Here is a 13,928-nt window from a genome sequence, read left to right on the forward strand (position 1 = left end):
GCCATTGGCCGCCGTCCGTGGATCACCGCACTCCCCCCGCGAAGGGGCGCGTGAATGTCAGTAATCCTGCCGCTCGCGCTCGATGCGCATGCCACCGTCGTGGCGCGCATGCGCCCCGTCGTCGGTCGAGCGCTCTCGCATGATCCGCATCACGTCCGGATTGGTTCTCACGCGCCGCATCACGTTCGCGAGATGCACGCGGTCGCTGACCTGGATCACGAAGCGCAGCACCGTCGATTCGTGGGTCAGATCCTCGTCCATCGCGATATGGACGATGTTCGCGTCGGCCGACGTGATGTCCGCCGCGACGCGCGCGAAGATGCCCTTCGTGTTCTTCACGAGCGCCTTCACCGCGACATCGAACAGGCGGCCCGGCTGCGGCGCCCATTCGACGTCGATCCAGCGGCCCGGATCGCGGCGATGGATGCGCTGCGCGACACGGCAATCCGTCGTATGAATCGCCATGCCCAGACCGATGCCGATGTAACCCATGATCGCGTCGCCCGGGATCGGTCGGCAGCATGCGGACAACTGCACGGACATCCCCTCGGTGCCGGTAATCACGACCGGCGGCGCATGATGCGCGGGATGCCGCTCGGACTTCGGCAGATCGTCGTCCGCGTCGCGGCCGCTCATCAGCACCTCGATGCGCTTGGCCATCACCGCGGCGACGCGGCGGCCGAGGCCGATGTCCGCGAAGATTTCCTGCCGGCTCTTGTTGCCCGTCCACTGCACGAGCTTCTCCCACACTTCCGGCTCGACATCGGCCAGCGCGAGGCCATAGCCCTTCAGGCTCTGGTCGACGAGCCGCTCGCCCAGCTGCACGGACTCGTTCAGGCGCATCGTCTTCAGGTAGTGGCGGATCGCCGAGCGCGCCTTGCCGGTACGCACGAAGCCGAGCCACGCGGGATTCGGCTTCGAATACGGCGCGGTGATCACTTCGACGATGTCGCCGCTCTTCAGCTCGGTGCGCAGCGGCAGCAGCTCGTTGTTGATCTTCACGGCCACGCACTGGTTGCCGAGATCGCTGTGGATCGAATACGCGAAATCGAGCGCCGTCGCACCGCGCGGCAGCGCCATGATCTTCGACTTCGGCGTGAACACGTAGACCGCGTCGGGGAACAGGTCGATCTTCACGTGCTCGAGGAATTCGCTCGAATCGCCCGCTTCGCTCTGGATGTCGAGCAGCGACTTCAGCCACTGGTGCGCGCGCTTCTGCACGTCGCTGAGATCGGCGCTGCCGTTCTTGTACAGCCAGTGCGCGGCGACGCCCGCCTCGGCGATCTCGTGCATCTTGCGCGTGCGCACCTGGAACTCGATCGGCGCGCCGAACGGGCCGACGAGCGTCGTGTGCAGCGACTGATAGCCGTTGATCTTCGGGATCGCGATGTAATCCTTGAACTTGCCGGGCACGGGCTTGTACAGCGCGTGCAGCGCGCCGATGCACGTGTAGCAGTCGAGCGGGCTGTCGACGACGACGCGAAAGCCGTACACGTCGAGCACCTGCGAGAACGACAACTGCTTGTCGCGCATCTTGCGATAGACGCTGTAGATGGTCTTCTCGCGGCCGGTGATCTCGGCGTCGATCTTCGCGTCGGCCATCGCACGCTGCGCGGCCTCGAGGATCTTGCTGATCACTTCGCGGCGATTGCCGCGCGCGGCCTTCACGGCCTTCTCGAGCGTCGCGTAGCGATGCGGGTTGAAGTTCGCGAAGCTCATGTCCTGCAGCTCGCGATACGTGTTGTTCAACCCGAGCCGGTGTGCGATCGGCGCGTAGATGTCGAGCGTTTCGCGCGCGACGCGGCGGCGCTTTTCCATCGGTACCGCGCCGAGCGTGCGCATGTTGTGCAGGCGATCGGCGAGCTTCACGAGAATGACGCGCACGTCGCGCGCCATCGCGAGCAGCATCTTGCGGAAGTTTTCCGCCTGCGCTTCCTCGCGGCTGCGGAATTCCATCTTGTCGAGCTTCGACAGGCCGTCGACCAGTTCGGCGACCTTCGGGCCGAACCGCTCGGCCAGCTCGTTCTTGGTCACGCCCTGGTCTTCCATCACGTCGTGCAGCAACGCGGCCATCACGGCCTGCGCGTCGAGCTTCCAGCCGGCGCAGATTTCCGCGACGGCGACGGGATGGGTGATGTAGGGTTCGCCGCTCTGGCGATATTGACCGAGGTGGGCTTCGTCGCTGAAGTGGAACGCCGCCTTGACCTCTTTGATTTCGTCCGGAGCGAGATACTCGGCAAGCGCGGCCGTCAGTTTCGCGATCGAAACGACGCCGTGCTTGCGCGGCTGCTCCGGGGTGGCGGTCGGCCCGAACAGATGCCGGAAGGATTGTTCGAGGACCGCGTCGATGTACTGGCGCGCAGGCGACTGAGCCGTGGCTTCGGTGGTCGGATCCGCGGAGGCGGACGATGGGGTGGTGCTCATATTCGCCTCCAGGTCGAGTCGTTGCGCGCGTGGACTACATGGCTGGAACGGGCCGGATGCGCGTTACACCGGCACCTTCTTCAGCATCTCGACGCCGACCTGGCCGGCAGCGATTTCGCGCAGCGCGACGACGGTCGGCTTGTCGCGGCTTTCGATTTTCGGCGTATGGCCTTGCGCGAGCTGCCGCGCGCGATAGGTGGCGGCGAGCGCCAGTTCGAAGCGATTCGGGATTTGCTTCAGGCAGTCTTCGACGGTAATGCGAGCCATGTTGGTGATTCCTTCTGAATATAGTCCTTATTCTACCTTATGTCCCTCGTGCCCCGCGTCATTCCGCGTGGGGCAGATGGATGCCGAGCTCGATGAACAGCTCCGTGTGTCGCGCGTACTGCGAAGCAAAACGCAGGCGCGTCGCCGCGACGATGCATTCGAGTTCCGCGAGCGCACGCTCGAAATTCTCGTTGATCACCACGTATTCCGCTTCCGACGCGTGCGCGATCTCGCTGCCGGCCGCCAGCAGGCGTCGCGTGATCACGTTCGGCTCGTCCTGGCCGCGCTTCTTCAGGCGCTCCTCGAGCGCGTCGAGCGACGGCGGCAGGATGAAGATGCCGACCGCGTTGCGGAACTGCTTCTTCACCTGCAACGCGCCTTGCCAGTCGATTTCGAGCAGCACGTCGTGGCCGTTCTGCATCTGCTCCTCGATCCAGACGCGCGACGTGCCGTAGTAGTTGCCGTGCACTTCCGCGCTCTCGAGGAATTCGTGCGCCGCGTGACGCGCGCGGAAATCCTCGACGGTCGTGAAGTGGTAGTGCTGGCCGTCCTGCTCGCCGGGGCGCGGCTTGCGCGTCGTGTACGAGATCGACAGGCAGATGTCGCTGTCCTTCGACAGCAGCGCATTCACGAGCGTCGACTTGCCGGCGCCCGACGGCGCGACGACCATGAACAGGTTACCGGGATAGACGCCGCCGTGCAGCGAATGCGACGCGTGGCCGTCGCGATGGGAATCGGTCATGACAGCCTCCGCCGGGCCGCCCCCTCGGAGGGCAGCAAACATAGTGAGCGTGGGGGTCGTTTCATCTCTTTTACTCCAGGTTTTGCACTTGCTCGCGCATCTGCTCGATCAGCAGCTTCAGCGCCATCGACGCGTCGGCGAGTTCCTTCGCCGCCGCCTTCGAGCCGAGCGTGTTCGCTTCGCGATTCAGTTCCTGCATCATGAAGTCGAGACGCTTGCCGACGCGGCCGCCCTTCTCGATCACGTGACGCGTTTCGTTCAGGTGCGCGGTGAGCCGCGACAGCTCTTCCGCGATGTCGATCCGGATCCCGTACATCGTCACTTCCTGACGGATGCGCTCCGCGGCTTCCTCGCGCGTGACGACCGTCGAGCCGCCTTCGGGCGCCGCGATGCCGAGCGCTTCCTGCAGCCGCTCGACGATCTTCTGCTGATGCTTCGCGATCAGCTCCGGCACGAGCGGCGTGATGCGCGCGACGATCGCCTCCATCTCGGTGACGTTCGACAGCAGCATTGCCGCCAGTTGCGCGCCTTCGCGCGAACGCACGACGACGAGCTCGCCGATCGCTTCCTTCCCGCAGGCGAGCACCGCATCGCGGATCGCCTCGGCCGACACGCCGCTCTCGGCGAGCACGCCGGGCCAGCGCAGGATCTCGCCCGCGCGCAGGCGGCCGACGCCCGGGAACGAATCGAGCACCGCGCGTTCGAGTTCGGCAAGCTGGCCGAGCGCCGACTGGTTCAGCGCGCCCGCGCCGATGCTCTGCTCGCCGCGCTGCAGGTTGATACGCACGTCGACCTTGCCGCGCGACAGCTTGTTCATCAGCATTTCGCGCAGCGCGGATTCGCACGCGCGCACGTCGTCCGGCATCCGGAAATTGAGATCGAGGAAGCGCGAGTTCACGGTGCGCAGTTCGACCGACACGCTGGTGCCGCCGTTGCCGGTGGCCGTCGCGAGTTCGCGCGTCGCGCTCGCGTAGCCCGTCATGCTGTAGATCATGGTTCGTCTCGCCGTCTGGTGCCCTCGCGGGCGGGGGATATGTCGAGGCGCCCGGCGCATCGGAAAGCGCGGGGCGGCAAGCGCGCATTATCCCATTTTTGCGGGACACCCCGCCGGGCGCGCGCGGCGTTCGGCGCTAAAATCGGGGTTTCCTCTCCTTCCGCGATTTCCCCATGACGTCTTCCGTTTCCCGCCCGAGCGGCCGCCGCGCCGACGAACTGCGCAAGGTCGCCCTCACGCGCCACTACACGAAACACGCCGAAGGCTCCGTGCTGGTCGAATTCGGCGACACCAAGGTGCTGTGCACCGCAAGCGTCGCCGAGCGCGTGCCCGAATTCCTGCGCGAGCGCGGGCAAGGCTGGCTGACCGCCGAATACGGGATGCTGCCGCGCGCGACGCACACGCGCAGCGACCGTGAAGCCGCGCGCGGCAAGCAGACGGGCCGCACGCAGGAAATTCAGCGCCTGATCGGCCGCGCGCTGCGCGCGGTGTTCGATCTCGAGGCGCTCGGCCCGCGCACGATCCACATCGACTGCGACGTGATCCAGGCCGACGGCGGTACGCGCACGGCCAGCATCACCGGCGCGTTCGTCGCCGCGCACGACGCCGTGTCGACGCTGATCGCGGCCGGCAAGCTCGCGCGCTCGCCGATCACCGACCACGTCGCCGCGATCTCGGTCGGCGTGTACGAAGGCACGCCGGTGCTCGACCTCGACTACGCGGAAGATTCGCGCTGCGACACCGACATGAACGTCGTGATGACGGGCGCGGGCGGCTTCGTCGAAGTCCAGGGCACGGCCGAAGGCGTGCCGTTCTCGCGCGCCGAGATGAATGCGCTGCTCGACCTCGCGCAAGGCGGGATCGCCGAGCTCGTGCAGTTGCAGAAAGCTGTCCTGGGCACGAACCATGCGTGACGACCGCACCCTCGCGCCGCTGTCGCGCATCGTGCTCGCGTCGAACAACGCCGGCAAGCTGCGCGAATTCACCGCGCTGTTTTCCACGGTCGGCATCGAGATCGTGCCGCAGGGCGACCTGGCCGTGCCCGAGGCGGAAGAGCCGTTCGGCACGTTCATCGAAAATGCGCTGACGAAGGCGCGTCACGCGTCGCGGCTCACCGGGCTGCCGGCGATCGCCGACGATTCCGGCCTGTGCGTGCGCGCGCTGCGCGGCGCACCAGGCGTCTATTCGGCGCGCTACGCGCAGCGCGCGGGCCGCGACAAGGGCGATGCGGCGAACAATGCGTACCTGGTCGAGCAACTGCGCGGCGTCGACGACCGGCGCGCATACTATTGCTGTGTGCTCGCGCTCGTGCGTCACGCGGACGATCCCGAGCCGCTGTTCGCCGAAGGCCGCTGGGCCGGCGAGATCGTCGATACGCCGCGCGGCGGGCACGGATTCGGCTACGACCCGTATTTCTACCTGCCGTCGCTCGGCGCGACGGCAGCCGAACTCGAGCCGGCCGTCAAGAACACGCACAGCCATCGCGCGCTCGCGCTGAAGGCGCTGCTCGCGCGGCTCGCAGAGGAACCCGCATGATCGTCTTCATCACGCATTCGCAGCGGGAGGCCGCATGAGCCAGGCCGCGGAAACCGGCGCACGGGTCGTCGCGACCTTCACGTCGCCCGGCCAGGTACGCCTCACGTCGCTGCCGCCGCTCGCGCTATATGTGCATTTCCCGTGGTGCGTGCGCAAGTGCCCGTACTGCGACTTCAACTCCCACGAATGGAAAGGCGAACGGTTTCCGGAAGCCGAGTATCTCGACGCGTTGCGCGCCGACCTCGAGCAGGCGCTGCCGCTCGTGTGGGGCCGGCAGGTGCATACCGTGTTCATCGGCGGCGGCACGCCGAGCCTGCTGTCGGCGGCCGGCCTCGACCGGATGCTGTCCGACGTGCGCGCGCTGCTGCCGCTCGACGCCGATGCCGAGATCACGCTGGAAGCGAATCCGGGCACGTTCGAAGCCGCGAAGTTCGCGCAGTTCCGCGCAAGCGGCGTGAACCGCCTGTCGGTCGGCATCCAGAGCTTCAACGAGGCGCACCTGAAGGCGCTCGGCCGGATTCACGACACCGCGCAGGCACGCGCGGCCGTCGAGATCGCCGCGAAGAACTTCGACAACTTCAACCTCGACCTGATGTTCGCGCTGCCGAACCAGACGCTCGACGAATGCCGCGCCGACATCGAGACGGCGCTGTCGTTCGCGCCGCCGCACCTGTCGCTGTATCACCTGACGCTCGAGCCGAATACGCTGTTCGCGAAATTCCCGCCCGTCGTGCCCGACGACGACGCGTCGGCCGACATGCAGGAATGGATCCATGCGCGCACGGCCGAAGCCGGCTACGGGCGCTACGAAGTATCCGCGTACGCGAAGCCGAATCATCAGTGCAAGCACAACCTGAACTACTGGCGCTTCGGCGACTATCTCGGGATCGGCGCGGGTGCCCACACGAAACTGTCGTTCCCGAACCGGATCCTGCGGCAGGCGCGCTACAAGCATCCGGCGACCTTCATCGAACAGGCGAAGGCCGGCACGGCCGTGCAGGAAGAGCGTGAGGTCGGCGCGCGCGACCTGCCGTTCGAGTTCATGCTGAACACGCTGCGGCTCGTCGACGGTTTCCCCGTGCACAGCTTCGCGGAACGCACGGGCCTGCCGATGAGTACGATCGAGCCGGCATTGAAGGAAGCGGAACGGCGCGGACTGATCACGCGCGATTTCACGCAAATCGCGCCCACGCCGCTCGGCCAGCGTTTCCTCAACGACCTGCAGGAATTGTTCCTGCGCGACGACTGAACGAATGAACGAGGCGGCATTTCGGTTACAATGCCGCCTCGTGTGGAAGCGTGGCCGAGCGGTTTAAGGCACTGGTCTTGAAAACCAGCGACGGGAAACTGTCCGTGAGTTCGAATCTCACCGCTTCCGCCAGGAAATTCGCCGAACCCCGTCCATTCGCAGAATGACGGGGTTTTTTGTTTGTCCGCCCGCGTGCGCCCCGCACGAGCCGACACGTCGCGCCGGATGCCGTTACAATCCCGCGCTCCGATTCGCGAAACGGGAACTCCACGTCATGAAGCCCTTCCTCGTCTCGTCGCTCGCCCCGCTGCTGGTTGCCGTCAGCACGCATGCGGCGGCCGACACCGCCTCCGGCGACGCGCAAGCATCGTGTGCGATCGCGTACGTGACCGGCGTCGGCGGTTCGCCGCGCGGCCTGAGCGAATACCTCGCGAGCCCGTCGCCATACAACTACCTGAAGGACAACGAGCTTCAATGCAAGGTGGGTGACGACGGACGCACGTCGAACTGCACCGGCGTGACCTATCTGCGCAACGAACAGGTCAGCGTATACGACGATTCCGATCCGGCGACGCTGACCGTCGTCGCGCGCGTGGAACTCGATCACGGCCAGAAGTATCCGGTGATCGTCGTCGTGCAGCGCAAGGACGCGCGCTGCAAGTAATGAAGTCGCGACGCGACACGTTCATCAGTCGAGACGGACGCGCATGCGCGCCGGGCAGCGGCAGGCGGAGCAGCAGGACGACCGACACCACGGCGCCCAACGCAAACGCAATCGCGCTCAGGAATCGGCACCGGATCGGCATGGTACGCGCGCCCGGGCGCATGCCGCCGCGCATAGCCGCACGCCTCCCCACCCCGCTCGCCATCACCTAGAATTCGTTCAACACGGCGACAAACGCCGCCGCGTATTCGATGCCGCACGCGCCACCCGTGCGCGCGGCACACGGAGATCGCCATGACCGACCTGTCGAGCGCGACGGACCACGTCGATTACGAAGGCTTCGAGATCCATGTCGTGCCGGCCGCGATGCCCGGCAGCGACACGCGCTATACCTACACCGGCTACGTGTGCCATCCGGGCGTGAATCCCGCGTTGCCCGGCCATGCGGTGCCGTTCCACGCGGACGGCGAGGAGAGCTTCACGAGCATCGACGAGGCGACCCGTGAAGCCGTGCACATCGGCAAGAGCATCATCGACGGCACGCACCCCGACCTGTCGGTACTGTCGCTCGTGACGCACGGCTTCTGACGCGGCCGCAAAGCATCGCCGGCGATGGCGCGGAAGGCCGGTCGAGGTCGCCGCATCGGCTGGCCGCGCGGCCGGATGATCGCAGCGTGCCGCGGCTTTCAACCTTGCAACATGCGCGTCCATCGCTGACGCTGTCATATGTCGCGTCACCTCGCGACGCACCGCGCGCGATGCACGTCGCTCGACGCAGCGCCCGGCCGTCATCATCAGCGATCGCAGCAACCGATCCCGCGCGCTATGCGTTTCCCCCCATATCGTCTCGCGTCGGTACGCCTATCATTTTTCTATCGTCCCTCCCGGCCATCCCGTCATGCGCCCCCTTCTCCGTCCGCGCGTCGTCCGGCTGCGTGTCGCTGCGCTAGCCGTCGTCGCCCTGCTCGCCGCGTGCACGATCACGCCGCCTTCGTCGCTACGCTCGGTCCTGACGATTCCGTCGGTCATACGCAGCGGCACGCTCGACCAGTATCGCGTCGAGGTCGCGCATCGCGTCGCCGAGCGCAATCCGTCCGGAATGCTGCACGGCACGCCGCAGGCCATGCTGCGCTCGCTCGTCGTCGTGGCCTTCACCGTCGATGGCAGCGGCCGCGTGATCAACGCGTCCGTCTATCGCAGCAACGGCGACAGCGAGGCGGAAGCGCTCGCGCTCGCGTCGCTGCGCCGCTCGGCGCCGCTGCCGGCGCCGCCGTCACGGCTGCTCGACGGCAACGGCCGGCTCGAATTGATGGAAGGCTGGCTCTTCAACGACGACGGCCACTTCCAGCTGCAAAGCACCGCGTCCGCGCAGGCGCAGTCGATCGACTGACGCGCCGCCGCGGCCCGATTGCCGGTGCACGGCGCTGCTGGCTATAATTTTCCGCACTCGCGCGGCCATCACGCCGCGCGTGCGTTCGCGCGCCGCACCCGGCAAGCGAGCCGACCACGCCGGCACCGGGCGGCGGCGACGTACCCGTCTCCATCGTCGACCGGCGCGTGACGTCCGCGCCACGGCGCGCGTCCACGCCGCCATCGCGTCATCCGCATCGATCATTTGCCCGGCAGCGCCCGGCAGGCCGTCGCCCGCCGAACGCACGCTCAGCCGGCTGCCCCAACGACAAAACGGAGACATCCATGTCCGCATCCCCCCCGGCCGTTGCACACGCAACCGGTTCGGCCGGCGCCGTCAGCCACCGGCGCATCGTGTTCGCGAGCTTCATCGGCACCGCGATCGAGTTCTACGATTTCTACGTGTACGCAACGGCCGCCGCGCTCGTCATCGGCCCCGTGTTCTTTCCGCACGGCTCCGCAACGGCGCAGGCGCTGTCCGCATTCGTCACGTTCGGCATCGCGTTCATCGCGCGCCCGATCGGCTCGTTCCTGTTCGGACACTTCGGCGACCGTATCGGCCGCAAGTCGACGCTCGTCGCCTCGCTGCTCGTGATGGGCGTATCCACCACCGCAATCGGCTTCGTGCCCGGCTACGACGCGATCGGCACGCTCGCGCCGGTGCTGCTGTGCGTGCTGCGTTTCGGCCAGGGGATCGGTCTCGGCGGCGAATGGGGCGGCGCGGCGCTGCTCGCGACCGAGCATGCGCCGCAGGGCAAGCGCGGCTGGTTCGGGATGTTCCCGCAACTGGGGCCGTCGGTCGGGTTCCTGATGTCGAACGGGCTGTTCTTCGCGCTCGCGCTGTCGCTGTCCGACGAGCAGTTCCGCAGTTGGGGCTGGCGCATCCCGTTCCTCGTCAGCGCGGTGCTCGTCGCGCTCGGCCTGTACGTGCGGCTCAAGATCACCGAAACGCCCGCGTTCCAGGCGGCGCTCGACCGCAACGAGCGCGTGCGCGTGCCGGTCGCGACGCTCGTCACGCAGCACTGGCAGCCCACGCTGCTCGGCGCGCTCGCGATGGTCGTCTGCTACACGCTGTTCTATATCTCGACGGTGTTCTCGCTGTCGTACGGCGTGTCGGCGCTGCATATTCCGCGCCAGAGCTTCCTCGGCCTGCTGTGTTTCGCGGTCGTCTTCATGGGGCTCGCGACGCCGCTGTCCGCATGGGCGTCGGACCGCTTCGGCCGCAAGCCGGTGCTGGTCGCCGGCGCGCTCGCCGCGCTGCTGTCGGGGTTCGCGATGGCGCCGCTGCTCGGCAGCGGCTCGATGCCGCTCGTCGCGCTGTTCCTGACGATCGAACTGTTCCTGATGGGCGTGACGTTCGCGCCGATGGGCGCGCTGCTGCCGGAGTTGTTCCCGACCAACGTCCGCTATACGGGCGCGGGCGTCGCGTACAACCTCGGCGGGATCCTCGGCGCGTCGATCGCACCGTATATCGCGCAACTGCTGGCTGCGCGCGGCGGGCTGTCGTGGGTCGGCGGCTACGTGTCGGTCGCGGCGGCGATCAGCCTGATCGGCGTATTGCTGATGCGCGAAACGCGCGACGCGTCGCTCGTCTGACCCTCCGGGGCGACCCGGGTTGTACGGCGGCAGGCGCGCTCTATACTCGATCCTGGGCGCGTCGTCGCGCGCCCGGATATCCCGCCCCGACAGGAGCCGCCGCCATGAATATCCGTCTCGCCAATGCCGATCTCGTCGTGATCCTCGCGCTCGCGCTGGGTGGCGCGCTGCTGCTCGCGCTACGGTTCCGGCCGAAGACCTGGCGCGGCCTCGTGTTCGAGGCGCTGCTGGCGAATCTGGCGGCCATCGCCGCCGTCGTCACGGTCGAGATGTTGCTGGCCTGACCACGGCCGCCGCGCCGCGTCAGGCGGACAGCCGCGCGCGCAACGCGCCGTAGGCCGGGCAGACCGTATCGATCGCGTCCAGCGCTTCGTCGACGGTCGGCATCGCGCCCGGCTCGCCGATCGACAGCGCATGCGGCGCGCCGCCGATCCCGCAATGGTGGCGCGACGTCGCGACGAAAATCATCACGGTCGGCCGCTGCAACGCGTGCGCCATGTGCACGAACCCCGTATCGACCCCCACCACGAGCGCGGCCCGGCCCAGCGCCGCGCCCAGTTCACGCACCGTCATCGCCGGCAACACGATCGCGCCCGGCGCACGAGCGGCGATATCCCGCGCATCGTCGTGCTCGGCCGCCGATCCCCACGGCAGCAACACGCGCACGCCGCGCGCCATCATCTCCGTGGCAAGGGCGGCCCAGTGTTCGGCCGGCCACTTCTTGTCGGGGTTGGACGTCGCATGGAACAGCAGCATGAACGGCCCGCCGTCGGTCACGGCCGCCGGCAGGCTCGCGTCCTGCGGCGCGACGATGCCGTACGCGGCAGCCCCTTCGGGCACGTAGCCGAGCGCTTCGCCGGCACTCACGCGCATCCCGTGCCATGCGTCGCAGTCCGGCCGCGGACCGAAACGGTGCGAATACGCGAAGCGCGCGCCCGTTTCGCCAAGATCCTGCGTCTGGTAGCCGACACGGCGCGCGGCGCGCGCCAGCGACGAAATGATCGCGCTCTTGTAGACGCCGTGCAGATCGATGACCGCATCGTAGCGGTGCGCACGCAACGCACCGATCGATGCCGAGATCGCCTTCAGGTCGCCGACATTGCGCATTTTCTTGAAGCGGCGCAGCGGCGCGCACAGGACGGCGCTCACGCCCGGATGCCAGCGTACGACCTCCGCGCACGATTCGTCGACGGCCCAGTCGACCGTCACGCCGGGGAAGGCGCGATGCAGGTCGGCGACGACAGGCAGCGTCTGGACGACGTCGCCGAGCGACGTCACTTTCACGATGAGGATGCGTTTCACGATTGGCGGGGTTCTCGACGGGTTATCTCGGCATGCTAACGACGGTTGCTATGTACAGACATTACGCGAGCATTACATTTGCAACAAATTGCATCTCTTTTGTGGATTTTTGTCATTCCCTACCGGCTTCCGAGGTCCCGCTGGCATCCGGTTCTTTTTATAATTCCCTCTTTGCCCTCCGGCCCGAGCCAATGCCGCGCCCCGCCCTTCCCGCGCTGTTTCCCGCCCTCACCCGCCGCTCGCTGCGAATCTGGCGCCAATATGGTGTCTTCTGGCTCGGGGCGATCGTCGTCGGGCTCGCGGCCGTCCTGTACGCCCGGTTGATCGACTGGGGCTACGAGTCTTTCCGCGCGATGCGCGATCACGCCGTGTGGCTGCCGCTGCTGCTGACGCCGGCGATCGCCGCGCTGTCGGCATGGATCACGCGCCGCTTCTTCCGCGGCGCCGAGGGCAGCGGCATCCCGCAGGTGATCGCGACACTGCATGCGCGGCCGAGCGCGTTCGGCGCCCGCTTGCTGACGCTGCGCATCCTGTTCGGCAAGGTACTGATCTCGTTCCTCGGCATCCTCGGCGGCTTCACGATCGGCCGCGAAGGGCCGACCGTGCAGGTCGGCGCGGCGCTGATGTTCAACCTGCGGCGCTTCTACCCGCGCTCGAACGCGCAGATCGAACGCCAGCTCGTATTGGCCGGCGCGGCAGCCGGGCTGTCGGCCGCGTTCAATACGCCGCTCGCCGGCATTGTGTTCGCGATCGAGGAACTGACCCGCAGCTTCTCCGCGCGCGCCAGCGGCGTACTGATCACCGCGATCATCCTCGCCGGCGTCGTGGCGCTCGGGCTGAACGGCAACTACACGTATTTCGGCACGATCAACGCCGGCCTCCATTTCCCGAAACTGCTGGCGGTGGCGGTGCTGGTCACCGCGATCGTGACGGGCATCGCGGGCGGCCTGTTCTGCTGGCTGCTGCTCAACACGGGGCGCTGGCTGCCCGCGCAACTGCTGGGCCTGTATCGCGAGCGGCCGATCAGGTTCGCCGCGCTGTGCGGCTTCCTGATCGCCGTCGTGGGGCTCGTATCCGGCGGCACGACGTTCGGTAGCGGCTACGCCGAGGCGCGCGGCCTCCTCGACGGCAGTCAGCATCTGTCGGTGTTCTATCCGTTCCTGAAGATGGTGTCGATGGTCGCGTCGTACCTGCCGGGCATCCCGGGCGGGATCTTCGCGCCGTCGCTGTCGATCGGTGCCGGCTTCGGCAATCTGCTGCACGCCGTGTTCAGCAACATGAGCCTGCCGATGCTGATCGCACTCGCGATGGTCGGCTATCTGGCGGCCGTCACGCAGTCGCCGATCACGTCGTTCGTGATCGTGATGGAAATGATCAACGGGCATGCGCTCGTGATTTCGCTGATGGCGACCGCGCTGGTATCGAGCCGGGTCTCGCGCTTTTTCGCGCCGCCGCTCTACGAAACACTTGCGCAGCGCTATCTCGCGCCTCCCGTCGCGGCCGCTGCGGCGACGGCAGCCACCGCGAGCAACGTTGCCGAACCCCAGGATGAAAACGCGGCCCCCGCCGACCCGCTCGATACGCTGCGCGACGAAGGCGGCGACGAGCCGGCCGCCGCGGCGGCGGCCGACCGCGCCGCGCCGACACCGGCGTCGGACGATACCGGGCCGCCGGCTGCGACCGGCGCAGACGCCCCGGCCCAACCCGGCCCGCGCGACACTCAATAGATCACGACGGGCGCCGG

General features: G+C 67.4%; 14 protein-coding genes and 1 tRNA gene. 10 read left to right on the plus strand and 5 right to left on the minus strand.

Annotated features, from left to right (window positions below):
- Positions 1-57 precede the first annotated feature (57 nt).
- The 4 genes from C5F75_RS14175 to C5F75_RS14190 all read right to left on the minus strand — a co-directional run bounded on the left by C5F75_RS14175 (position 58) and on the right by C5F75_RS14190 (position 4,427).
- Positions 58-2,424: a RelA/SpoT family protein gene (locus C5F75_RS14175; RefSeq protein ID WP_027783823.1), complete on the minus strand. Its 2,367-nt coding sequence runs from the start codon at positions 2,422-2,424 to the stop codon at positions 58-60.
- Between the two features lie 63 nt (positions 2,425-2,487).
- Entirely contained in the window at positions 2,488-2,691 is a 204-nt protein-coding gene (gene rpoZ, locus C5F75_RS14180) for a DNA-directed RNA polymerase subunit omega (protein WP_006025620.1), read from the minus strand.
- A gap of 58 nt (positions 2,692-2,749) precedes the next feature.
- Complete coding sequence (gene gmk, locus C5F75_RS14185; RefSeq protein WP_059574102.1) at positions 2,750-3,433, minus strand: guanylate kinase; 684 nt, start codon at positions 3,431-3,433, stop codon at positions 2,750-2,752.
- 70 nt (positions 3,434-3,503) lie between these two features.
- Positions 3,504-4,427, minus strand: coding sequence for a YicC/YloC family endoribonuclease (locus tag C5F75_RS14190; RefSeq protein WP_059574103.1), 924 nt, complete (start codon positions 4,425-4,427; stop codon positions 3,504-3,506).
- Between the two features lie 173 nt (positions 4,428-4,600).
- Between C5F75_RS14190 and rph the strand changes: the two genes are divergently transcribed.
- The 9 genes from rph (at position 4,601) to C5F75_RS14240 (ending at position 11,166) form a co-directional block, all read left to right on the plus strand.
- Positions 4,601-5,341, plus strand: coding sequence for a ribonuclease PH (gene rph, locus C5F75_RS14195; RefSeq protein ID WP_059574104.1), 741 nt, complete (start codon positions 4,601-4,603; stop codon positions 5,339-5,341).
- On the plus strand, positions 5,334-5,963 hold the full coding sequence (rdgB, locus tag C5F75_RS14200; protein ID WP_059574105.1) for an RdgB/HAM1 family non-canonical purine NTP pyrophosphatase: 630 nt from the start codon (positions 5,334-5,336) through the stop codon (positions 5,961-5,963). The genes rph and rdgB overlap by 8 nt, the downstream gene beginning before the upstream one ends.
- Before the next feature lie 34 nt (positions 5,964-5,997).
- Positions 5,998-7,212 carry a radical SAM family heme chaperone HemW gene (gene hemW, locus C5F75_RS14205; protein WP_059574106.1) on the plus strand — a complete coding sequence of 405 codons (1,215 nt, stop codon included), beginning with the start codon at positions 5,998-6,000 and terminating at the stop codon, positions 7,210-7,212.
- A gap of 44 nt (positions 7,213-7,256) precedes the next feature.
- Positions 7,257-7,344 (plus strand) — tRNA-Ser (locus C5F75_RS14210).
- Positions 7,345-7,486: 142 nt separating this feature from the next.
- On the plus strand, positions 7,487-7,876 hold the full coding sequence (locus C5F75_RS14215; RefSeq protein ID WP_059574107.1) for a hypothetical protein: 390 nt from the start codon (positions 7,487-7,489) through the stop codon (positions 7,874-7,876).
- A gap of 294 nt (positions 7,877-8,170) precedes the next feature.
- Entirely contained in the window at positions 8,171-8,464 is a 294-nt protein-coding gene (locus C5F75_RS14220) for a hypothetical protein (RefSeq protein ID WP_059574108.1), read from the plus strand.
- A 310-nt stretch (positions 8,465-8,774) separates the two neighbouring features.
- The gene (locus C5F75_RS14225; RefSeq protein WP_059574109.1) at positions 8,775-9,266 is read left to right on the plus strand and encodes an energy transducer TonB family protein; all 492 of its coding nucleotides are present in this window, start codon (positions 8,775-8,777) and stop codon (positions 9,264-9,266) included.
- 305 nt (positions 9,267-9,571) lie between these two features.
- Positions 9,572-10,882, plus strand: coding sequence for an MFS transporter (locus C5F75_RS14235; protein WP_059574110.1), 1,311 nt, complete (start codon positions 9,572-9,574; stop codon positions 10,880-10,882).
- 104 nt (positions 10,883-10,986) lie between these two features.
- A complete protein-coding gene (locus C5F75_RS14240; protein WP_059574111.1) occupies positions 10,987-11,166 on the plus strand; it encodes a hypothetical protein in 180 nt (59 codons plus the stop codon).
- A 19-nt stretch (positions 11,167-11,185) separates the two neighbouring features.
- Here C5F75_RS14240 and waaC read toward each other — a convergent pair whose 3' ends face one another.
- Positions 11,186-12,184, minus strand: a complete 999-nt coding sequence (gene waaC / locus C5F75_RS14245) for a lipopolysaccharide heptosyltransferase I (protein WP_059574112.1) — start codon at positions 12,182-12,184, stop codon at positions 11,186-11,188.
- A 191-nt stretch (positions 12,185-12,375) separates the two neighbouring features.
- Between waaC and C5F75_RS14250 the strand changes: the two genes are divergently transcribed.
- Positions 12,376-13,911, plus strand: a complete 1,536-nt coding sequence (locus C5F75_RS14250; protein WP_059574113.1) for a chloride channel protein — start codon at positions 12,376-12,378, stop codon at positions 13,909-13,911.
- The last annotated feature ends 17 nt before the right edge of the window (positions 13,912-13,928 follow it).

This window comes from Burkholderia anthinoferrum (assembly GCF_002925705.1).
In the GTDB taxonomy this organism is placed as follows: domain Bacteria; phylum Pseudomonadota; class Gammaproteobacteria; order Burkholderiales; family Burkholderiaceae; genus Burkholderia; species Burkholderia semiarida.